At 60.2% G+C, this 22,428-nt stretch carries 17 protein-coding genes; 11 read left to right on the forward strand and 6 right to left on the reverse strand.

Translation table 11 applies throughout. The features are described 5' to 3' along the window. The first annotated feature begins 51 nt into the window (after positions 1-51). Positions 52-1,596, forward strand: a complete 1,545-nt coding sequence (locus ACSQ83_RS02810; RefSeq protein WP_414949385.1) for a methyl-accepting chemotaxis protein — start codon at positions 52-54, stop codon at positions 1,594-1,596. Between the two features lie 96 nt (positions 1,597-1,692). On the opposite strand, the gene ACSQ83_RS02815 is transcribed toward ACSQ83_RS02810, so the two are convergent. After that, a complete protein-coding gene (locus tag ACSQ83_RS02815; protein ID WP_436227155.1) occupies positions 1,693-2,694 on the reverse strand; it encodes an extracellular catalytic domain type 1 short-chain-length polyhydroxyalkanoate depolymerase in 1,002 nt (333 codons plus the stop codon). Positions 2,695-2,750: 56 nt separating this feature from the next. After that, on the reverse strand, positions 2,751-3,170 hold the full coding sequence (locus ACSQ83_RS02820; RefSeq protein WP_436227156.1) for a CopG family transcriptional regulator: 420 nt from the start codon (positions 3,168-3,170) through the stop codon (positions 2,751-2,753). Between the two features lie 377 nt (positions 3,171-3,547). Between ACSQ83_RS02820 and ACSQ83_RS02825 the strand changes: the two genes are divergently transcribed. Beyond that, complete coding sequence (locus ACSQ83_RS02825; RefSeq protein WP_414949197.1) at positions 3,548-4,429, forward strand: manganese catalase family protein; 882 nt, start codon at positions 3,548-3,550, stop codon at positions 4,427-4,429. A 105-nt stretch (positions 4,430-4,534) separates the two neighbouring features. Here the strand turns inward: ACSQ83_RS02825 and ACSQ83_RS02830 are convergent, their stop codons facing one another. Then, positions 4,535-5,863 carry an MFS transporter gene (locus ACSQ83_RS02830; protein WP_436227157.1) on the reverse strand — a complete coding sequence of 443 codons (1,329 nt, stop codon included), beginning with the start codon at positions 5,861-5,863 and terminating at the stop codon, positions 4,535-4,537. Between the two features lie 149 nt (positions 5,864-6,012). Next, a complete protein-coding gene (locus tag ACSQ83_RS02835; protein ID WP_414949195.1) occupies positions 6,013-6,741 on the reverse strand; it encodes a FadR/GntR family transcriptional regulator in 729 nt (242 codons plus the stop codon). A 273-nt stretch (positions 6,742-7,014) separates the two neighbouring features. Between ACSQ83_RS02835 and ACSQ83_RS02840 the strand changes: the two genes are divergently transcribed. Beyond that, a complete protein-coding gene (locus ACSQ83_RS02840) occupies positions 7,015-8,133 on the forward strand; it encodes a 3-deoxy-7-phosphoheptulonate synthase (RefSeq protein ID WP_436227158.1) in 1,119 nt (372 codons plus the stop codon). A gap of 328 nt (positions 8,134-8,461) precedes the next feature. Further along, positions 8,462-9,925, forward strand: a complete 1,464-nt coding sequence (locus ACSQ83_RS02845; RefSeq protein WP_414949193.1) for an amino acid permease — start codon at positions 8,462-8,464, stop codon at positions 9,923-9,925. Positions 9,926-10,033: 108 nt separating this feature from the next. Here the strand turns inward: ACSQ83_RS02845 and ACSQ83_RS02850 are convergent, their stop codons facing one another. After that, positions 10,034-10,237: a cold-shock protein gene (locus ACSQ83_RS02850; RefSeq protein ID WP_299703114.1), complete on the reverse strand. Its 204-nt coding sequence runs from the start codon at positions 10,235-10,237 to the stop codon at positions 10,034-10,036. 248 nt (positions 10,238-10,485) lie between these two features. Between ACSQ83_RS02850 and ACSQ83_RS02855 the strand changes: the two genes are divergently transcribed. The 5 genes from ACSQ83_RS02855 to ACSQ83_RS02875 all read left to right on the forward strand — a co-directional run bounded on the left by ACSQ83_RS02855 (position 10,486) and on the right by ACSQ83_RS02875 (position 17,953). Then, on the forward strand, positions 10,486-11,256 hold the full coding sequence (locus tag ACSQ83_RS02855; RefSeq protein ID WP_414949191.1) for an SDR family oxidoreductase: 771 nt from the start codon (positions 10,486-10,488) through the stop codon (positions 11,254-11,256). A 51-nt stretch (positions 11,257-11,307) separates the two neighbouring features. Next, a complete protein-coding gene (locus ACSQ83_RS02860) occupies positions 11,308-12,630 on the forward strand; it encodes an MFS transporter (RefSeq protein ID WP_436227159.1) in 1,323 nt (440 codons plus the stop codon). Between the two features lie 31 nt (positions 12,631-12,661). After that, the gene (locus tag ACSQ83_RS02865) at positions 12,662-13,492 is read left to right on the forward strand and encodes an IclR family transcriptional regulator (protein WP_414949189.1); all 831 of its coding nucleotides are present in this window, start codon (positions 12,662-12,664) and stop codon (positions 13,490-13,492) included. A 287-nt stretch (positions 13,493-13,779) separates the two neighbouring features. Continuing rightward, positions 13,780-14,745 (forward strand): glycosyltransferase family 2 protein, encoded by a 966-nt coding sequence (locus tag ACSQ83_RS02870; protein ID WP_436227160.1) that lies wholly within the window; start codon positions 13,780-13,782, stop codon positions 14,743-14,745. Between the two features lie 298 nt (positions 14,746-15,043). Beyond that, a complete protein-coding gene (locus tag ACSQ83_RS02875) occupies positions 15,044-17,953 on the forward strand; it encodes a patatin-like phospholipase family protein (protein WP_436227161.1) in 2,910 nt (969 codons plus the stop codon). A gap of 11 nt (positions 17,954-17,964) precedes the next feature. Here ACSQ83_RS02875 and ACSQ83_RS02880 read toward each other — a convergent pair whose 3' ends face one another. Next, positions 17,965-19,176 carry an acyl-CoA dehydrogenase family protein gene (locus ACSQ83_RS02880; protein WP_414966869.1) on the reverse strand — a complete coding sequence of 404 codons (1,212 nt, stop codon included), beginning with the start codon at positions 19,174-19,176 and terminating at the stop codon, positions 17,965-17,967. 547 nt (positions 19,177-19,723) lie between these two features. On the opposite strand from ACSQ83_RS02880, the gene ACSQ83_RS02885 reads away from it, so the two are divergent. Next, a complete protein-coding gene (locus ACSQ83_RS02885) occupies positions 19,724-20,974 on the forward strand; it encodes an amidohydrolase family protein (RefSeq protein WP_436227162.1) in 1,251 nt (416 codons plus the stop codon). Positions 20,975-21,032: 58 nt separating this feature from the next. Further along, entirely contained in the window at positions 21,033-22,412 is a 1,380-nt protein-coding gene (locus ACSQ83_RS02890) for an MFS transporter (protein ID WP_414949183.1), read from the forward strand. Positions 22,413-22,428 lie beyond the last annotated feature (16 nt).

Raw genomic sequence — 22,428 nt, forward strand, 5'->3', positions numbered from 1 at the left:
CACATTCACTTATACGGTTCAACACTAGGCGACGGCAGAAACATGAAGAAAATGACATTGAATCAGAAGCTCGGATCGATGATCGCCGTGCTATGGCTCGGACTGGTCGCGATCGGATTCATAGGGGCGTGGCAAAGCCGTTCATCGACAATGGACGATCGCCGCGAGCAACTGAAAGCGCTGGTTGCCGAAGGCATGACCGCCACGGCGCATTTCCAGAGTCTCGCCGCGAACAAGACCATCTCCGAAGACGAAGCGAAAAAGCGCGCGCTTGAAGTGCTTGCTTCGATGCGCTACGGCACCGACGGCTACATTTCAGTCAACGACTCGCAGCCGAAGATGATCATGCATCCGATCAAGCCGGCGATGAACGGGCAAAGCCTGGGCGGCTTCACCGACCCGGCGGGGAACAAGCTCTTCGTCAATATTGTCAACGCCGGCAGCTCGTCGCCCGAAGGCGGTTTCATCACTTATCTGTGGTCGAAGCCCGGCAGCGACGTCCCCGTGCCGAAAATGAGTTTCTCGAAGCACTTCGTGCCGTGGGACTGGTTCATCGTGACCGGCATGTATACGGACGACATCAACGCTGCGTTCTACGCGAGCGCATGGCGCTGGTTCGGGATCACCGCGGTGCTCGGCGTGCTCGCGTCGCTGGTCATGCTGCTGGTGTTACGCAGCATCAAGCGTGAACTCGGCGGCGATCCGTCGATTGCCGTGATCGCCGCACAGCGCATTGCACGCGGTGACCTGACCACGCATGTGCCGCTTGCAGACGGCGATTCGCATAGCCTGATGTTCGCGCTGAGCGAGATGCAAAGCGGCCTGGTGGAAACCGTTACGCGTGTTCGCACCGGGACCGAGAACATTAACGTGGGGGCGTCGGAGATTGCAGCGGGAAATACCGACCTGTCGCAGCGCACTGAACAACAAGCCGCTGCACTGGTACAGACCGCGTCGAGCATGGACGAGATGACGGCTAACGTGAAGCAGAACGCCGACAGCGCGACGCAAGCCGCCAAGCTGGCCGGCGAAGCAGCCGACGTGGCCCAGCGCGGCAGCGGCGTAGTCGAGGAGGTTATTCATACCATGACGCGCATTACGGAAAGCTCGAAGCAGATTGGCGACATCATTGGCGTGATCGATGGCATTGCGTTCCAGACCAACATCCTGGCGCTGAACGCGGCTGTGGAAGCAGCGCGAGCCGGCGAGCAAGGGCGTGGGTTTGCGGTAGTGGCGGCGGAAGTGCGCAGTCTTGCACAACGCTCGGCGACGGCGGCGAAGGAAATCAAGGCGCTGATCGGGACATCGACGGAGACGGTGAAAGAAGGCGCGTCGCTGGTGTCGAACGCCGGCGCGACGATGGGTGAAATCGTGAGTTCGGTGCGCCGCGTGAACGAGATTCTCGATGAAATCAGTCATGCGTCGAATGAGCAGAGCGCGGGTATCGAGCAGGTCAATCGCGCAGTGGGTGAAATGGATCAGGTGACGCAGCAGAACGCGGCGCTGGTAGAAGAAGCGGCAGCGGCGGCGCATTCGCTGAAGGATCAGGTCGACGTGCTGCGTGAAGCGATTGGGAGCTTTTCGCTGCCGGCTTGAGAGGATGACATAGACGCACGCTGAACAAAAAGGCCATGCAAATGGCCCTTTTGTTTTTAAACACGCAGCCATTATGTTGTCGCCGATATTTTCCGGTCAGCCCTGCAGCGGATGCTCAAGGAAAAATCGCATCATGATCGTGCTGGCGTCGGGACCCGTTGCGTCGGTGTACGAACCATTCGCGCTACCGCCCGCCCAGGCGTGCGGAGCACCATGAATCAACCACAACTCCGCATCAACGCCGTCCGCCGATTTCAGCCTTTCCACCGTGCTTTTACGCTTGCCCGCTTCTCCACGAGAAGTCTCGTCGAATATAACGGCCTGAGCGCCGAAACCGCGCAACAACTCAGCCGTGTTCGATGGATGTACGGTTGTGTCAGCATCGCCGTGAAACACGATCAGCGGCCGCTTCGGAGCCGCTGCACGACGAATACCCGGCGACTTCCCCCCTCGCATGGCCGCCAGCGCCGATTGCAAATCGTGCGCGGCCCCCACGGCCAGCCCTGAATGCACGCATGCAGCGGCATAAAGATCCGGATACGCCTGGACCATGATGGCGGCCATTGCCCCGCCCGCCGATAAACCGGCGACGAATACGCGCGCCGGATCAACTGCGTGCTTCGACATTACTTCTCGCGTGATGCCCGCAATCAGCGCCGGCTCGCCGCTGTCGCGCTGCTGATCGCCAGGCTTGAACCAGTTCCAGCACTTCGATGCGTTCGCACCTTGCGGCTGCACCGGATACACCACGATGCATCCATCCCGCTCCGCCAGCGCGTTCATCTGCGTGCCCGCGGCGAAGTCATCGGCATCCTGCGTGCAGCCATGCAGCATGACCACCAGCGGCAACGGCTGGCTGCCGTGGTGCTTCGGCACATAGACCTTGTAGTTCCGATGACCGGCGGCACTCGTGAACGTATGCGTCGTGAGCGTGCCTGGATCCGCGACGGCCGGCGCGTCTGTATTCGCTTGATGCATTGGCTGAGCGTGTGCGCCAAGCGCACGCTGCAGCGCCGCCGTCGCTTCCTTTGGGCCGCGTGCGCGCAGCAGCTTCATTGCATCCTGCATCGAATGCAGGAATCCTTCATTGAGTTTCATTATCTTTCCCATTGGTTGCTGCTATTGCTTATCCGCCAGCATCACGAGCGGTATCACTATCTAATCCGGCCAGCCAGCGCCGCTTTTACTGCGGGCGATGCATGAAAAGCGCCGAGCACGACGATCGATGCGATCGTTTCGAGCGCCAGTTCGACCGACACGTCGGCAGCAATACTTGCGAGTCCCAGCACCTGAATGTCGAACTTTTCACCCGCCTCGCGCGCCGCTTCAAGATCGCGCTTCGAAAAGTGCTGCATGCCCAACACCAGCGCGCGCCGCGTCACCGTTTCGTTCACGACCTGCGAGTGCGTGGCCAGTTGATTCCTGATGGCCGTGCGAATCAGGTCCGTGCGGTTCGAGTAAAAACCCTCTTCCACCAGCAGGTCGATCTGTCCCAAGTCCACTGGACCGAGGTTTATCGTGATCTTCTCTGTCTCACCACCCTTCGGCCTGAGCACTTCAACTTTTTGAATCATTCAAACCATCCCGTTACCATCCCATTGGATGGTTATAGGCTGGTTTTCGCAGTGCGTCAAGGATTTTTGCCAATTTACGATAGTCAGCCAGCGATGAAAACGGGAGTGCGGGGCCTCGGGAACGGCCCATGCTGAAGTGGTTGTCGTGGTTCTTTTTTTCTTTGCGGCGAAGTTGCCGCCTGTACGCCAGAGCATTTCGCCGCTCTGAGACCCGGACGCCCAGGGTTGGGTGCGACACGGTTTGCCATCGCGTTGCCGTCCGGAGCAATCCGCTACCTTCGTTCTGTTTTTTCATCGCGACGACGTCGCGTGCTTCTGCACGCCTCTCGAGTGCTTTTGGGAAAGCCGAGCGGTTAATGATCCTAGGAGTACTACGTATGTTTATTCATAACAAACGCTTGCAATACACTGTCCGCGTTGCGGCTCCCAACCCGGGTCTCGCCAACCTTCTGCTCGAGCAGTTCGGCGGCCCGCAGGGCGAACTTGCCGCGGCCTGCCGTTACTTCACCCAGGCCGTAGGAGAGGACGATCCGGGCCGCAAGGACATGCTGTTCGATATCGCCACGGAGGAGCTGAGCCATCTGGAGATCATCGGTTCAATTGTCGCGATGCTGAACAAGGGCGCGAAGGGCCAACTCGCCGAAGCCGTTGAGCAGGAAGCTGAGTTGTACCGATCGATGACTTCCGGCGGCAACGACTCGCACACCACTGCCCTTTTATACGGCGGCGGTCCTGCCCTCACGAATTCGGCGGGCGTGCCTTGGTCGGCGGCGTACATCGACACCATTGGTGAGCCGACTGCAGATCTGCGCTCGAATATTGCAGCCGAGGCGCGTGCCAAGATCGTGTATGAGCGCCTGATCAATGTCACCGATGACGCCGGCATCCAGGAAGCGCTTGGCTTCCTCATGACGCGCGAAATTGCGCACCAGAAGTCGTTCGAGAAAGCGCTGCATTCGATCCAGCCAAATTTCCCGCAAGGCAAGTTGCCAGGCGTGCCGGAATTTACAAGCGTCTACTACAACATGTCGCAAGGCAGCGAGCCGGCGGTGCGCGGCCCGTGGAATGAGGGCGGCGACTGGAAGTTCGTGGAAGATCCGCAACCGGCCGTGGATGGCGGTGACGGACTCGCGACCGTGGGGGTATCGGCGGAAGAAGTGGATGTGTTGCAGGCCATGGCCGCACGCACGGCATCGGACAAGAGTTCGGATCCGATGACCGGCGCCGATCTTGGATCGGGGCAAGCGACCGGGGTTTGAATTAGTCGCGTATGTAGAAGTATTGGACCGCATGGCCTGGGAAAATCGGGCCATGCGGTTCGCTCGGTCTGAAGTTGATTTGGGGTTAACGCAGTCGTTTCGATCTCACACCGCTTCCCGCTCCGGCACCACTCGCCGCACCATGAACCAGTAAAACAGCGCGGAACATCCCGCTATCAATCCACCCGAAATCAACGCGATCGAATACGAGCCGGTTTTATCGACGATAAACCCCGCCACCACCGGCGAGAACGCACCGCCGAAATACCCGCCGAAATTCTGGATCGCGCTGACGGAGGCGACCATCGACTTCGGCGCAACGTCGGATGCCAGTGCCCACGCGGCGCCAATAATCGCCGCAAGGAATGCAAGGCCCAGCGTCATCAACGTAATGGTGACGCCCAACGAATCGGCAAAAGGAATGGCCACCGCCGAGACCGCTGCACCGATCGCACAGATCACGATCCACATGCGCTTGGCATCGATAGGCGTCGCCATGCCGCGATCAACCATCTTCTTGGTCAGATACCCCACGATAATCTCGCCAACCGCTCCGCCGATCCATGGGATGCTCGCGTAAATACCCAGCTGTACGAACGATATGTGAAAGCGATCGAGCAAATACAGCGGCAGGAACACGAGGAACAGGTTCCACAGCCAGATCGCGCAGAAGTATCCGAGGATCATGCCCCACACGCTGCGGTGCGTGAACAGTCCGCGCCACTCGTGGGTCGAGTTGCTGATCGACCGCTCACGGCCGCCGCCGCCCGCTTCGATATAAGCAAACTCCTGCTTCGAAAGCCGCTTGCTCTGCTCAGGGTTTCGATAGAGAAAAAGAAACACAATGGCGAACGCGATGCCAACAAAACCCGCCACATGAAACAGCGAGCGCCATCCAAACGCGACCATCAACGCAACGAGCACAGCGGGTGCAAGCGCGGGGCCCCATTTCGATGACGAATCCCAGATGCCCGTGGCAAATCCTCGTTCCTTCATCGGGAACCACGCGGCTGTGATCTTCGCCGAGGTAGGCCAGCACGGTGCCTCACCGACTGCGAGTAACGCGCGCATCACGAGCAGCGCGCTGACCGATCCGACCACCCCGGTCATGTAGGTCGCAACGCTCCACCAGATCATCGCCACCGCGTAGGCCTTCTTCGCGCCGAAGCGGTCGATCACCCAGCCCGCGGGCAACTGCATCACCGCATAGGTCCACGCGAACACCGTGCCGAGCAGGCCGATCTGCGTTCGCGACAACCCGAGTTCGCGAATCATTTCCGGCGCCGCAATGGAGAGACTGGCGCGATCGATGTAGTTGATGATGCCGCCCGCCACCAGCCATATCAGCACGGTCCAGCGAAAATTCATGCCGGCACCGGTTGCAACTCCGGCGGGGGCTACGAGCTTGTCGGCCACATCTGTCTCCTCGTTCATGCCGCTGGGCGCCCTCCAACGGACACTCTTTGCGGGGCAACAAATAGTCACACTATATTTCGCAACGACTCTGTAAGGCAGCGGAGTAAACCCGGCTCGACCGTTCAATAGTCTGGCTATATTCCCAATAATTGGGCATGAGACGGCGGCTAAGCGCGGCGTGCACTGCCTTCTTCAAGCACGCTGTCCGCATCCACTCGTGCGCTTTCGAGCTGCACCAGACTCGCCTGCCGCGCGCCCAGCGGATCGCGGCTTTGAATGGCCGTAAGAATCGCCTTGTGCCGCGGCAAGGAGAGCGCGTGCGTATCGGGATGACGGCTGGTCAGGCGAATGGATTCGGACAATGCGAGCGACAACATATTGCCGATGTACGCCAGCATGTCGTTGTGCGTGGCTGCCATGATCGCGCGATGGAACTCCAAGTCGGGCTCGAGCAAATCGGGCGCGGTGGCTGCCCCTTCCATGCGTGTGTAAGCGGCCTCGATCCGGGCGAGATCCTCGCTGCTGCCGCTCGTGGCCGCGAGCGCCGCAGCGGCCGGTTCGATAATGCGCCGCACAGTAAGCAGCGAACGGAAGAACTCACCCTCTGGCACGCTGTTGAGCGTCCAGTGGAGCACGTCAGGGTCGAGCATATGCCAGTCAGCGCGCGGCCTGACTACACTGCCCACCCGCGGCTTCGACACCACCAGCCCCTTCGCCACCAGCACACGCGTCGCCTCCCTCAAGACCGGCCGGCTGACGCCATAGGTTTCGCACAGCAGCACCTCGGCAGGCAGCCGTTCGCCGGGCGCAACCTTGCCGCCGACGATATCCATGCCGAGATCCTGCACGATGCGCCCGTGCATGCTTTTGCCTTGCTGGATGTGTCGATAGTCCATATGCGATGAAAAGATGAGCCTCGGTTCTGAGCAACTGAGCAACTGAGCAACTAGCCGACCTAAGCACAGCATAAGTAGGGTAGTCAGAAATTCCAAATAGTATGACTAAATTGAGGGTAAACGCGCTTGTGTGGCCGCTTGGCGAAACAGACCTCCGGGTTGCTGACGATCTGGCTCACCAAGTTTGCCGCTTTGCCCGACGTGCCCACCGGCGCCGCCCGGCTCAAATGCGATAATCCCGGGCTGTCACCCTGTTTCCGGAGAACCCATCCCATGAGCCGCCTCGACAACCCGTTTCACGATCAGGAGGCCGGCCGTGCCGACTCGACGCAAGATACGACCCGCATCGACGATGTCCGCATTGGCGCCGTCCGCCCGCTGATTTCTCCCGCGCTGCTGCAAGATGACCTGCCTGTGCCGCTCGCGGTGCAGACGCTGGTTGAAAAAAGCCGCGTTGAGATAGCCGACGTCCTTCAAGGCCGCGATGACCGGCTGGTGATCGTCGTCGGACCGTGCTCGATTCACGACCACGACCAGGCACTCGAATACGCTCATCTCCTGAAGGCCGCCGCCGACGAGCTGCGCGACGACCTGTTGATCGTGATGCGCGTGTACTTTGAAAAACCACGCACCACTGTCGGCTGGAAGGGTTACATCAACGACCCGCTTCTGGACGGCACGTTTCGCATCAATGAAGGCCTGCGCCGCGCACGCCAGTTGCTGCTCGATATCAGCAGCATCGGCTTGCCGACGGGCACCGAGTTTCTCGACCTGCTCAGCCCGCAGTACATTGCGGACCTGATCGCCTGGGGCGCCATTGGCGCGCGGACGACGGAGAGCCAGAGCCATCGGCAACTCGCTTCTGGCCTGAGCTGCCCCATCGGTTTCAAGAACGGCACCGACGGCGGCGTGCAGATCGCGGCCGACGCAATTGTCGCGGCGCAAGCAAGCCACGCGTTCATGGGCATGACCAAGATGGGCATGGCCGCCATCTTCGAAACCCGTGGCAACGCGGACGCACATGTGATCCTGCGAGGCGGCAAGAAAGGACCGAACTACGATAGCGAAGGCGTAGCTGCTGCATGCGCCGCGCTCAAGGAAGTGGGACTTCGCGAGCAGGTGATGATCGATTGTTCGCATGCGAATTCGGGCAAGTCGCATCTGCGCCAGATCGACGTGGGTCAGGACATCGCGCGTCAACTGGACGGCGGCGACCGGCGCATTATTGGCGTGATGATCGAAAGTCATCTGGAAGAAGGCCGGCAAGATCTGAAGCCCGGTGTACCGCTGCGCCGTGGCGTCTCCATCACCGACGCGTGCCTCGCCTGGACGCAAACCGAACCCGTATTGCAGACACTTGCTGCTGCAGTACGTGAGCGCCGCAAGCACTGATATCAATTCAATACGAGGCTCGGCGAGTCTCGTATAACGTTGCATTGCCGCAAACACATCGCGTGCTTACGCGATGACGAACTCTCCCCGTAGCACTGCGCATGCCATGCCTGTGTTGCACCCATAACGACGCAAGATAGGGTTATTGCTTCGCTTCCCATTAAATTTCATTAGGCATAGACTTAAAGCGTCAGCGTGATTCACTCCATGTAGTGGGTCGCCGTGAGCCGTCTTGCATCAAGCGTTTTTCGTAGTGATCCGCAAGTTGATCCGGGCATTGCGTCCCGTTCAATTCGTGTCCACCAACGTACGACCGAGGCGAGACATCATGGCTGATACGAGTTACATGGCGCGCAAATCCGTTGCCGACATAGTCAAGAGTGCTGAGGGCGGAGAGCGCCCGCTAGCGAAGACACTAGGCGCACTCAGCATCACGGCAATGGGCATTGGCGCCATCATCGGCGCCGGCATCTTCGTGCTGACAGGCACAGCCGCTGCGCAGTTCGCGGGACCGGCCATCATCTTGTCGTTCATATTGGGCGGTATCGCTTGCGCGTTTGTCGGCCTGTGTTACTCCGAACTCGCGGCCATGCTCCCTGTCTGCGGCAGCAGTTATACCTATACGTATGCCACGCTCGGCGAGGTGTTCGCGTGGATCATCGGCTGGGACCTGATACTCGAATACGCCATGGGCGCGGCCACTGTTGCTGTCGGTTGGTCGGGTTATATAGTCAGCTTGCTTCATAACGTAGGCATTACTCTGCCACCGCAAATGGCGGCTGCACCCGGCACCATGGTGAAGCTTGCCGACGGGACATCGGTGGCGGGCGTCGTCAATCTGCCGGCCGTCTTCATCATCGCGATCCTGACGCTCATGCTGGTGATGGGGACCAAGGAGTCAGCCCGGCTCAACAACGTCATGGTCGCGATCAAGCTGTTTGTCGTGGTGGCGTTTCTTGCGCTGGGTGTGTTCTTCGTGCATCCCGGGAACTGGCATCCGTTCATCCCGGCGAACACCGGCGAGTTCGGCAACTTCGGCATGAGCGGAATCCTGCGCGGCTCCGCAGTCGTGTTCTTTGCGTTCATCGGATTCGATGCGGTATCGACTTGCGCTCAGGAAGCCAAAAAACCGCAACGCGACATGCCGGTTGGGATTCTCGGTTCACTTGTGATCTGCACGGTCCTTTACATCGCGGTGGCGGGGGTGCTCACCGGACTCGTGCCTTATGGCGAATTGAACGTGCCCGATCCGATCGCGAAGGGCGTGGACGTGATTGGCCTCACCTGGTTCTCCATCCTCATCAAGATCGGCGCGCTGACCGGTTTGACGACCGTGATCCTGGTGCTGCTGTACGGACAGAGCCGCATTTTCTTCACGATGTCGCAGGATGGCTTGCTGCCGGGATTGTTCGCGCGGGTTCATCCGCGTCTGCAGACCCCTCACCTCAGCCAGATCATGATCGGTACGGTAGTCGCTATCGTCGCGGCCTTTACGCCGATTAACGTACTGGGCGAGATGGTGAGTATTGGCACGTTGTTCGCCTTTGTGCTGGTGTGCGGCGCGGTGATCTATCTGCGGCGCAGCGATTCAGGCGCGAACCGGCCGTTCCGCGTTCCGGGCGTGCCGGTGGTGCCCATTCTCGGCATCCTGTTTTGTGTGCTGCTGATGACCGGCCTGCCACTCGTCACATGGATGCGGCTCGTGGTCTGGCTAGTGATCGGACTCGTGATCTACGTCTCGTTTGGACGCAATCACTCGCGGCTGCGGCATCCGGAGCGGCACGTGGAGTGACCACGTAAGTCGCCCAAGGCTGCGTCGTGCAGCGGTAGTTGCTGAGTCCCACGAGTCTCACGGGTCCCACGCTTCGCACGACGCAGGCCAGCCGCTCTCACCCGCGATTCAAGCAGGATGGATATTCGATGCCTGCTTGCCCTTGGGGCCTTGACCCACGTCGAAGCTCACCTTCTGGTTCTCGAGCAAGGACTTGAATCCTTCGGTCTTGATCTCCGAGAAATGGGCGAACAGCTCTTCGCTGCCGTCGTCCGGGGTGATGAAACCAAAACCCTTTGCATCGCTGAACCACTTTACTCGTCCGAACGGCATGGCCGTCTCCTGGCTGGAAAAAGGGGAACGGTATCACGCGCGGCAGTTTCATTGACGCCGCTTTTTGCCCGCATCGGCTGAATCTTCGTCCTCGTCCATTAGTGTGGAGCAAAAAACCTCCCGCAGCCTGTCCCAGCACCTCTCCGCGTTTACCTTCACTTATAAAAATTCTTTTCATATGTGAAAATTGGACATCAAACCGTACGGGGAATCGCATCGACGGGACCCACCACCGAAAAGGAGCATCAATGGTCAAGCGTGTCGAAGGCAAAAACATCGTGGTGACGGCGGCCGGCAAAGGCATTGGACGGGCTTCCGCGCTCATGCTCGCGGCCGAAGGCGCTCACGTCTGGGCAACCGATATCGACGAAGGCGCCCTCGCCGAGCTCGCCCGCGACGCAGGCGCTGGCTCGACCCTGCGCACTGCACGCCTGAACGTGCTGGATTCCACCGATGTCGACGCGTTCGCCGCGACCACCGGCCCGCTCGACGTGCTGTTCAACTGCGCCGGCTACGTCCACGACGGCAACATCCTCAAGTGCACGGACAAGGATTGGGACTTCAGCTTCGACCTGAACGTCAAGGCCATGTACCGGACCATTCGCGCATTCCTCCCCGCCATGATCGATGCAGGCAAGGGCGCGTCGATCATCAACATGGCCTCGGCGGCGTCGAGCGTGAAAGGCGTGCCGAACCGCTTCGTTTATGGCGCGTCGAAAGCGGCCGTGATCGGTTTGACGAAGTCCGTGGCTGCTGATTTCGTTGGCCAGGCAATTCGATGCAATGCGATTTGCCCCGGCACGATCGAGTCACCGTCGCTGCGTGGCCGGATCGCGAGTCAGGCGGCGGCATCGCATCTGGACGAAGCGCAGGTTCGTGCCGCGTTCGTCGCGCGTCAGCCGATTGGACGGGTCGGGCGTGCAGAAGAAGTCGCGGCGCTCGTGACCTACCTCGCCTCCGATGAATCCGGGTTCACCACCGGCGCGATTCACATGATCGACGGCGGTTGGTCGAACTGAGCCTATTGATTCGTATAGCTTACTAAAACAAAAAACCCAGAGGGGAACGAAATGTCAGGATCGATACCGCTGGCGGCGAGCCCGGAAGCCGCCGCTGCGCTTGAAGAAAATGCGTATCGCAAGGCTGTGTGGCGGATCGTGCCGTTGCTGATCGTGTGCTTTATCTTCGCCTACTTCGATCGCGTCAACATCAGCTTCGCCAAGCTGCAGATGCAGGGCGACCTGGGTCTCTCGAACGCGGCGTATGGGTTTGGCGCCAGCATCTTCTTCGTGGGCTATTTCATCTTCGAGATTCCCAGCAACCTGATCCTGAGCCGCGTGGGCGCGCGTATCTGGATAGCGCGCATCATGATCTCTTGGGGAATCGCCTCGGCTGCGATGATGTTCGTCACATCGGAAACATGGTTCTACGTGCTGCGCTTCGTGATTGGCGCGACAGAAGCGGGGTTCCTGCCGGGCATCATCCTGTACTTCACTTACTGGTTCCCCGCCAAGCGGCGCGCGCGCATCAATGCGCTTTTCATGACGTCGATCTCTATCTCAGGCGTGATCGGCGGCCCGTTGTCGGGCTTCATCATGACGCGCTTTGCCGGTCTGGCCGGCTTGGCCGGCTGGCAGTGGCTGTTCCTGCTGGAAGGCTTGCCGACCGCCCTGCTCGGCTTGCTGGTGCTGGCCATTCTCGATGACCGCATTGCCAGCGCGAAGTGGCTGAACGCTGAAGAGAAGGCTGTGTTGCAAGCCAACCTGGATCGCGAGGACCACGGCACGTCGCACAAATTCATCGACGCAATGCGCCAGCCCGGCACGCTGCTGCTCTCGCTGATCTATCTTTTCATGCTGATGGGACTCTATGGGCTGACGTTCTGGATGCCGCAACTGATCAAGAACACCGGTATCACCAGTCCGATGACCATCGGCCTCCTCACTGCCATTCCGTATGCGGCGGCGGGCATCGGCATGGTGGCGCTCGGCAAGAGTTCGGACCGGCACGGCGAGCGCCGCTGGCACCTTGGGCTGGCGGTCGGCGTGGGCGGCATCGGTTATATGCTGAGCGCGTATTTCGCGCACGACACCACGCTTGCCATGATCTCGCTCGTGATTGCCGCGGTGGGTGCCATCGGCTGCCTGCCGGTGTTCTGGACCTTGCCGCCTGCGTTCCTGAGCGGCACCGCAGCGGCCGGCGGGATTGCGCTGATCAATTCCATCGGCAATCTGGGCGGCATCATCAGCCCGTATCTGGTCGGCAAGGTGGTGGATATGACCGGTGTGCCGTCAGGCGGCCTGTACGCGATTGCGGCGGTCCTGATCCTCGCTGCCTTGCTGATCCTGTTCGGCTTGCCCGCTCGCATTGCCGACCGCGATCAAGCGCTTTGACGATGCGCTCTCTTTCGCTCAAGACATTGCCATGAATACAGTGCTAAAACCGTCCCGGAACGCGTCCGACGAGAACGCCGAAAGTCCGCGTTACGCCGCGCCCGCCCTTGAAAAAGGCCTCGATATTCTCGACGTGCTCGTGGACACGGCCGAGGGTTATACGCTCAACGAACTTTCGGTGAAACTCGGCCGCACCGTGAGCGAAATCTTTCGCATGGTCGTCACGCTTGAGCGCCGCGGTTATGTGCAAGGCGATCATAACGACCGCTATACGCTGACGCTCAAGCTGTTCGAAATGGCGCACCGGCAGCAGCCCATTCGATCGCTGACCGCCATGGCGCTGCCGCTGTTGCGCGATCTTGCCAACGTCACGCGGCAGTCGTGTCATTTATCGATTTATCACAGCGGCCGCGTCGCGGTGATTGCGCAAGTCGATAGTCCCGAGCGATGGTCCTTCGGGCTGAAAGTCGGCGCGGTGATGGGCCTGACCGATACCTCGTCAGGCCACGTGCTGCTCGCGTTCCGCGATCCCGCCGAACGGGAGCGAATGCTGGCTGCGCACACACGCGTGGAGGGCGAGAACGACGTGGAACCGGCGGCGCTGCTGGCGCTGCTCGACGAGATTCGCGCGACCGGGCATGAGATCGTGCCCAGCCGGCAAATGCGCGGCGTGACCAACGTGGCGTTCCCGGTGATCGGGAGCAGTGGCGACGCCGTGGCGGCGGTCAACGTGCCGTATCTCGAACGTATCGATAAAAAGGTCAATCCCGAGTTCGACGAAGTCTGCAAGATGGTCGGTGAAATGACCGCGCGCTTGTCCGCGCTCATGGGGTTCAGCGGTTACAACCTGGAAGGCGAATAAAAGCCGTACCTGCTTTGGCGCGGGCGCTCGAATGTCATCATTCGAGCGCCCGCTTGCGCATTGCGAAATCAACCCGGCAATTAAGCGTTTGCCGAGTAAAAAATAGAAAATAAATCAGCGTTGGTTTTAGCGCCATTTAATCGCGTTGACGAAATAAATGCGCAACCGTATAAAACCAGCAACGCCTCCCGTCCTTGCGCAGTCTTTCAGTTATCCGACGCCGCTATTCCTGGTTTAGCCCGAATGCGCCCGGTCGATCCAACCATTCAGCCCACGGTGAAGACATCATGCGACAGACCAAAATCTCTATTTGCCTGCCAACGTGCAACCGCCCCGACCTGCTGATGGAATCGCTGAATTCGTGTCTTGCTCAAACCCATGAGGACATTGAAATAGTCATTGGCGATGATTCCAGCGACAGCCGCACGCGCAATATGATCGACACCACGTATATGCACGAAACGCGCATTTCGTACGTCAAGAATGAGCCGCCTCTCGGGCAGGCGGATAATATTGCCAGCCTTTTCGACCGTGCTACCGGCGATAAAATCCTCCTGATTCACGATGACGATGCTCTCAAGCCAGACTGCATAGAACGCCTGCTGTCCGTGTGGAATCTTTACTCGGACCTGGAAATCGCATTCGGCGACCAATATCAAATGGACGATACCGGCCGCGTCGATCTGGACGCCAGCCGGCAGCTCAATACCGATTACCACCGCACCGAAGCGGTGGTCGGAATGCAGGAGAATCCCGGACGCACCGGCCTGATCCAGATGATGCCGAACAACGGCTGGCTCGCCAACGCGGATCTGGTCAAGAAAATCAGCTATAGAAAGCAATACGGCATTGGCTGCGAATTCGTATTCGGCGCGCAGATTTGTATCGCGGCCCGGAAGGTGTATTACCTCAAGGAATATGTATCGTTTTATCGGAAGACCGAGGTTTCGATGTCCAAGACCACGGCGCGCTCGACCACTGCCGCGGCCGTCCTGGCTTATGACTTTCTTAAATCCCTGAAGCTTGACCGCAGCCTCGAGTCAGCGCGTGAACTGGCGCTTAAACGGATCGTGCCAATCGTGGTCTCCGTGTATGCACGCAATCATCAACCCGTGCAGGCATTGAGCATCGCGCTCGGGCATCTGTACGCGTACAACTATGGGCTTAGCAAACGGCTGTATTTCCACCTGATGCTGATCCTCAAGGGATTCGCCAGCGCCGGAAGCTACAAAAGCAGTACTCAGAACGGCTGAAATAAAGCGGTTTCAAGCCCAAGCCCGGTGCGAGTTCGGGCTTGAAACCACACGTGCCTCGCTTCGCCATCACGCCCTTCTATTCGATTAACGCGCTCCCGCGCCATCGTAAAACCCTCCCCACGTAAAACACTTTGCAGTACATTCGACAAGCGCCCCAATAGTCGAAAAAGTCTATGTATTCATCTGACAATTGCGGCCTTTAGCGACTGCTTATCCGTTTGCGCCGTACGAACATCGAAATCACGTCAAAGCATTAGAGCGTCCGAGTCACGAAAGTTTTTCGGGAAAATCCGCCATGCTGAAGCTCATCGCCTGTTTGTTCGGCCTCCGCCTGCTTGCCACGCGCGGAGAACGGTTTCCATCGACACCCGCTGCGGCCGGCGGCGAAGACCATTCTTCCTCCACATTACCGCCGGATTTCATTGGCGTTGAGATCGAGCAAGCGCGGCGCCATCGCCGAGCGGTCGGGCTCGATCCGTTCCCGGGCGACCAGCCAGACAACACGCTCGATGCCGCCGGCATACCCGGCCTCGCCATCTCAGGCGGCGGAATTCGCAGCGCCGTATTCTCGCTCGGCGTGCTTCAGGCCATGGCGGATCAGCAGGTGCTGAAGCACTTCGGTTATGTATCGACCGTGTCGGGCGGCAGTTATATTGGCGCGTTCTATGGCAGCCTCTTTCTCCCCGATTCGTTGCGTACCGGCAGCGCGCAAACACCCGCGGCCGAATTCAAAACACGCGCGCAGAGCGCTGACACGGCACTCGGCCCGAAGACCTGCGCGGCCACGCCCGCTTCGGTCACGCCAATTTCCTATCTCCGCGATAACTGCAACTACCTCGTGCCGAACGGCATGAACGACGTCCTGCAATCCATCGCGTTCTCGCTGCGCAACTGGTTCGCGTTGCAATACGTGATTGGCGTTTCGCTGCTGACTGTGTTGCTGTGGATCAGCCTCACGAACACCACGATTTTTCATTTCGCCCGCTTCGCCGACCGCTGGCATCCATTGCTCAAGTCCGTCCCGGGCCTGCTGGCAATAGCCATTTCAATCTTGCTCATTTCGCCGTTGAGCCGTGCTTACTGGCTCACGCAAAATCTTGCCCAGGGAACACGCTCGGCCTACAAAGTATTGCCTGCTGCGTCGCTTATCCTCGTGACCTTGATCGCGTTGATCAGCGTGGAAATCAATCGGCCCGGGACCATTCTTCCGGTTCATTCCGCGGCTGCCTCGTCGTCCTTGCTCAACTACTCGTTTGTGGGAACGGGCTCATGGTTCGTCATCCTGACCGAAATTCTTGCCGTCCTTGCTTTCGTTATAGCATGGAGCTTCGTGAACCGTAATGCCTCGCCGGGCAAGTCGGGCATCGCATGGCGAGTTGGTCCGAGAGCTAAACCGGCATCCCACCTCGATAGCCGCGCGTTCGCCGACCGCTTGCGCAACGCACTGACGAATGCTTACACCACGCCGCTTCGCATCGGCCGGCATCGCTTGTTCTCCGGCCCTGTCCAGGTCATGATCTGGGCTGCCGCCATAGCAGCGATTGATGCGCTCGGTCAAATAGGCTATGCGTGTGCGCCCTACCTGACGGGCGGCGCTTCGCACACGTGTGTGCTCGCGGTGTCGAGCGGGGCGGCAATGACCACCGCGACCACCGCCTCTGCCGTCGCCGAATCGTCGTCTGTACCCGCGTCGCTCGGCGTGTTGGCGGGTTCGGGCGCGGCGATCTGGGCAGCGGCGAAGTTTCTTTTGTCCGAGGGGAGCACGGTCAAGAATCAGATCATGAAAGTGCCGAAGATCGTACTCGCCTCGGTTGCCGCCTTTTTCGCCGCGCTGATCACGCTGACGTTCTGGTCGATCGCCGCCCGCGCCGCCGATGTCGCGTTAAGACACTATGCGCGCAAGACCGCCCTCCTCGATGCCTTCCCGGCCGTCTGGCGGGATGCTAATCGCAGCGGCCTGCTGTTCCTCGGCCTTACCTGCTTAGTCATCCTGATGCTTGCGATCATCGATGGCCTTTGCATCCAGTTTCTCAACCTCTCGACCTACCAGCGCTTCTATAGCACGCGCCTGACGCGTGCGTTCATTGGCGCGACGAATCGCGTCCGTCTCGATCAGGCGAACCGCCGCGACGTCACATCACTTGTGCCCGGCGACAGCATCGCGATGAGCCAGTATTACCACGAACAAAGTTGCGCACCGGTCCACCTGATCAACACGACGATCAACAAGACGATCGACTGGAATTCGTCGCTGGTGCAGCGCGGTGCGCGCGGCATGATCATGAGCATCGGCCCTGCCGGCATGACCGTGGGCGCGAAGCTGGGCGTGCTGAAATGCGACTGGCGTTCAGCGAACGACATCTCAACGCCTGCTTCGCATACCTTGTCCGGCCGGACAACGCAGGACATCTGGCTCGAATCACTGACGCTAGGTGACTGGATCGCGATCTCGGGCGCGGCGGTGAGCACCGGACTCGGGCAACTGACGCGTCCGGGTTATTCGCTGTTGCTGGGCATTGCCAATATTCGCCTTGGTTACTGGTGGGACACGTATTCCGCGCCGTTTCGCCATGGCGCAAAGAACAGCCGGCGTACACGCGTCCCGCTTCCGGACGACAAAGACCCCAAGCGCATTTTTCGTGAGAAGGTGTTCGGCACGCAGTTCTGCCTGACGAGTGAACTACTCGGGCAGTTCGACGGGCCGCGAGGGCGGCGCTGGTATCTGACAGACGGCGGACACTTCGAAAACACCGGCGCGTACGAATTACTGCGTCGCCAGTTGGCGTTCATCGTCATCTTCGACAACGGTTGTGATCCGCTCTATACGTTCGATGACCTCGCCAACCTGATGCGGCGCGTTCGCGTGGACTTCGGCATCGAAATTTTCGAGTCGCCGTGCAAGATCACGTCGCCCGATGGCTTGCGGTTGAACGCAAGCGTGATTGCCAAATCCTTCGATGCTTTTGCGAAAGGTTCCGAGTACCTCGCAGTCCGCCTGATGGTTGCGTTTCCGGACGGACGCAGCGGCCAGATTCTCGCGATCAAACCCCGCTTGACCACGGCGGCGCCTCACGACGTACGTCAGTACAAAAACACCAGTGCTGATTTCCCGAATGAAACAACTGCCAACCAGTTCTTCGACGACGTCCAGTGGGAGTCGCATCGCGCGCTCGGGTATTCGCAAGCGCGCGCGTTGTTCGGCTGACCTGGCGGGCTTCAGAGCCCTGCAAGCGTGTCGCGTTTGATCTTCTTGGCGATCGACCACTTGTGGACTTCCGTGGGGCCATCGTAGATACGAAACGCGCGGATCTCACGGAACACTTGCTCGACCACCGTATCGCGCGATACCCCCGTGCCGCCCATGACCTGCACACAGCGGTCGGCCACGCGGAACAGCGCGTCGGCCACGGCAACTTTTGTCATCGAACTTTCCGATGTGCCCAGCGAGCCGCTATCGAGTACGGCCGCGCACCAATCGATCATGAGTTCCGCCTGCTGCAAATCAATCACGTTTTCCGCGAGCATGAACCCGACACCTTCGTGATCGACGAGCAACTTCCCGAATGCCCGGCGGGTGCAGGCGTACCGTGTCGCGATCTCGTGCGCTCGCGTGGTCGCGCCGTGCCACCTCATGCAATGCGACAGCCGCGCGGGCGACAACCGGATCTGGGCATATTTGAAGCCTTCGTGCGCCTCGCCCAGCACCTGACTCTCGGGCACGCGCAATCCGCTAATACGTACGACTGCATGGCCGCCGGGCATTGAACTGTCGATGGTGTCGAGAATGCGCTCAAGATGAATGGCGGGATGCGGCAAGTCGACAAGAAACATGGTCGCCCTGACCTTGGCGTTGCTGTGGTCCGTCGGGTCTCCTTCTTCACCCGTGTTGCTGCGCGCCATCACAATGCCGACCGATGCCCCTTCAGCGCCGGTAATAAAGGCCTTCGTACCGTCGATGACCCAGTGATCGCCATCGCGCCTCGCCGTGGTCTGGAGCATGGAAGGATCGGAGCCCGCGCCGCCATCGGATGCAGGTTCGGTCATGAAGAAAGCTGAGCGCGCATCGCCGGCTACGAGCGGCGCGAGGAATCGCTCCTTCTGCGCGTCAGTGCCGATCTTGCCAATCAGGTACATGTTGCCTTCGTCCGGCGCGGCGGTATTGACGGCGACCGGGCCAAGAGGCGACAAGCCTGAACGCTTCAGGATGGTCGCAGTTTCAAGCTGCGTGAGATGGTCGCCACCCGCCAGGATATGTGGCGTGAGAACGCCCGCGGCGCGCGCCTTGCCGCGAAGTTCACGCACCAGTTCCTCGCTCGGCCCGTGACTGCCGCAACGCGGATCGCGTTCGTACGGAACTACTACCGTGCGCACAAACTCTTCCACCCGTTTGGCAATTTCGCTCGCGCGCTCTGTCTGTATAACTTCCATGCTGCTCATGCAGGGTCTCCTTTTTTTCGCCGCGCAATGCGCGGGCGCCGTCTTCAGGTTGATCATTCCTACCAAGGCGTTACTTGGCGCCGTGATGATAGCGAGGCGCCGAACCGGCAGTTTGGGAACAATCATAGCCCTGTTCGCATGCTCGTTCGCCAGCCACGGCGATGACGTTCAATGCCGCCAAAATAATGCTGCGGTCCGCCAACCGTGCGGCGCCAGCCGAAGCACTGAAAGGGCGAAAAAACAGGACCGCACATTGCACGCGCATATGAACCACGCTGACGAGTTATTTCGCATTACTCATAACTAGGTCTACTCCGTCTCACGAAACAGATATTTAACGCTGCCGTCTCCATGCTTCGCCTGGCATGACGCGTACCGCGCCATACCGCTTACCTCACCGCTTTTCCTTATGCGATTAATGACACGCTAGCGCGCTCGCCCGCGCGCGGCGTATAGTTTGCTGCTCGTGCAGTCATGCAAGATGGCGCGTTGACTCTGCAGTCCGCGCCCCGGATTCCACCTTCTCAGGAGAGTCGCGATGACGTCGGTGTTGTTTCGTAATGGCGCGCTGCTGGACCCGTTGCAACCAGAATTAATTCCCGGCCACGAGGTCCTGGTCGAAGACGGGCGAATCAAGGAAGTGTCAGATCGTCCGATCAAAGCCGCCAGTGCCCGCGTGATCGATTTGAAAGGCAAGACGTTGATGCCTGGCCTGATCGACCTCCACGTGCATGTCATCGCGGTCGAATTCAACCTGCCGCGCGTCATGACCCTGCCCAACGTGCTCGTCACGTTGCGCGCCGTGCCCTTGATGCGCGCGATGCTGCGGCGAGGGTTCACCACCATCCGGGACGCAGGGGGTGCCGGTTACCCGTTCAAGCAAGCCGTGGAATCCGGACTGGCCGAGGGCCCGCGCATGTTCGTCTCGGGACGCGCGCTGAGCCAGACCGGCGGTCACGGCGACATGCGCGCGCGTACCGACTACATGCCGCCGGACGCGCCGTGCGGATGTTGCGTACGCGTCGGTGCGCTCACACGGGTGGCGGACGGCGTGGACGAAGTGCGACGTGCCGTTCGCGAAGAACTCCAGATGGGCGCGGACCAGATCAAGATCATGGCATCCGGCGGTGTTGCCTCACCGACCGACCCCGTCGGTGCATGGGGATACTCCGAAGACGAGATCCGCGCGATCGTTGCCGAGGCGCGCGGCCGCCAGACCTACGTGCTGGCTCACGCCTATACGCCGGACGCCATCGCCCGCGCGGTGCGCTGCGGCGTGCGCACGATCGAGCACGGCAATCTCATCGACGACGCCACTGCGCGCGTGGTTGCGGAACACGATGCCTTCGTGGTTCCCACGCTGGTGACCTACGAAGCGCTCGCGAGCGAGGGCGCGAAATACGGCCTGCCCGAAGCGAGCCTTGCAAAGGTGGCCGACGTGCATGAGGCCGGCCTCAAGTCTCTCGAGATCATGAAACGCGCGGGCGTACGCATGGGCTTCGGCACGGATCTGCTGGGAGAAGCGCAGCGTCTGCAAAGCGATGAATTCCGGCTGCGTGCCGAAGTTTTATCGCCGGCTGAAGCCATAGCAAGCGCCACGGTAGTAGGCGCCGACGTGCTCGGCATGACCGGCAAACTCGGCCGCCTCGTGGCGGGCGCGTTCGCCGATGTGCTCGTGGTGGACGGCAATCCGCTGCGCTCCATCGACTGCCTGCTAGGTCAGGGTGAGCATATTCCGTTCGTGATGAAAGGCGGCCACATCCACTTCGACGAACTCGAGCACGCTTAATTCCAAAGCCGAACCCCAAGCCAAATCCGCTCATTCCTGACACCGAGGCGCGTTACCCATGTCGACGATTTCCGCCCGTATCGAACGCATGCCGTTTTCATCCTTTCATCGACGGCTACTGCTGATGGGCGGTCTCGGCTACACCTTCGACGCCATGGACGCCGCCGTGCTCGCGTTCCTGCTGCCGGTGCTGCGCACGCAGTGGGGCCTGACGAGCGTGCAAACGGGCGTGCTCGGCAGCGGCACGTTTATCGGCTATTTCCTTGGGGCGATGCTTGCAGGCATTCTCGGTGACCTGATCGGGCGCAAGCGCGTGATGATGTACGCGCTCGTGATCTACTGCATTGCATCGCTGGCCAGCGCAACGGCGCATGACTGGCCGTTCTTTCTCGCGACGCGCATTGTTGCCGGACTCGGCACGGGCGCCGAAAGCGCGATCGTTGCGCCGTTCTTGTCGGAGTTCGTGGCGCGACGCTATCGCGGCGCGTTCACTGGGAGTCTCGCCGGCTTCTTCTCCTTCGGCTTCGTGGCGGCCGCCCTGCTCGGCTATTTTGTGATTCCGATTGCGCCGAACGCGTGGCGCGTGGTCATGGTGATCACCGCCCTGCCGATCGTGATGTTGCTGTGGTGGCGGCGCGCATTGCCCGAATCGCCGCGCTGGCTGGTCGCACGCGGACGGCATGCGGAAGCCGAGGCAATCGTCGCCCGCGCGGAGGCGGAGTTGACGGCAGCCGGCGTGAAACTGGAACCTTTGCCCGAGACCGATGCAGCGGCCGCAGCGGAGGTTCCTGTCGCGGCTGAGCGCGCATCGGCGCTCGCCAACGTGAAGGCGCTCTGGTCTCGCAAGCTTGCGCGCATCACGACCATGACGTGGCTCATGTGGCTGTCGATAACCTTCAGCTACTACGCCTTCTTCACGTGGATTCCGAGTCTGCTGGTGCAGAACGGCATGACGATCACCCGCAGTTTTTCCTACTCCCTCGTGATCTATATCGCTCAGATACCAGGCTATTTCTCAGGCGCGTGGTTGAACGAAAAGATCGGCCGGCAAGCGACCATCGCGTCGTACATGGTGCTGGGAGGCGTGTCGGCATTGGGCCTCGCACTCACGCGCAGCGACGCGGGCATCATGCTGTCCGGTGTGCTGTTGTCGTTCTTCATGAACGGCACATACGCGGGTGTCTATGCGTACACGCCCGAAGTTTTTCCAACCGATGTCCGCGCGACCGGTGCGGGAATGGCCTCATCAATCGGTCGGCTGGGCGCCATCGCTGCTCCGATCCTGGTCGGGTATGTGTATCCGTTGCTGGGCTTTCCAGGTGTGTTTGGCGCGACCACGTGCGTGCTGCTGATCGGTGCGGCGGCAGTAGTGCTGATGGGCGTGCCGACGCGTGGGCGGTCGCTTGAAGACATTGCGGCGCAGCAATTGAGGGGGTAGCGAAATTGCGGGACGC

It is taken from the genome of Caballeronia sp. LjRoot29, from assembly GCF_964252755.1.
GTDB lineage: Bacteria > Pseudomonadota > Gammaproteobacteria > Burkholderiales > Burkholderiaceae > Caballeronia.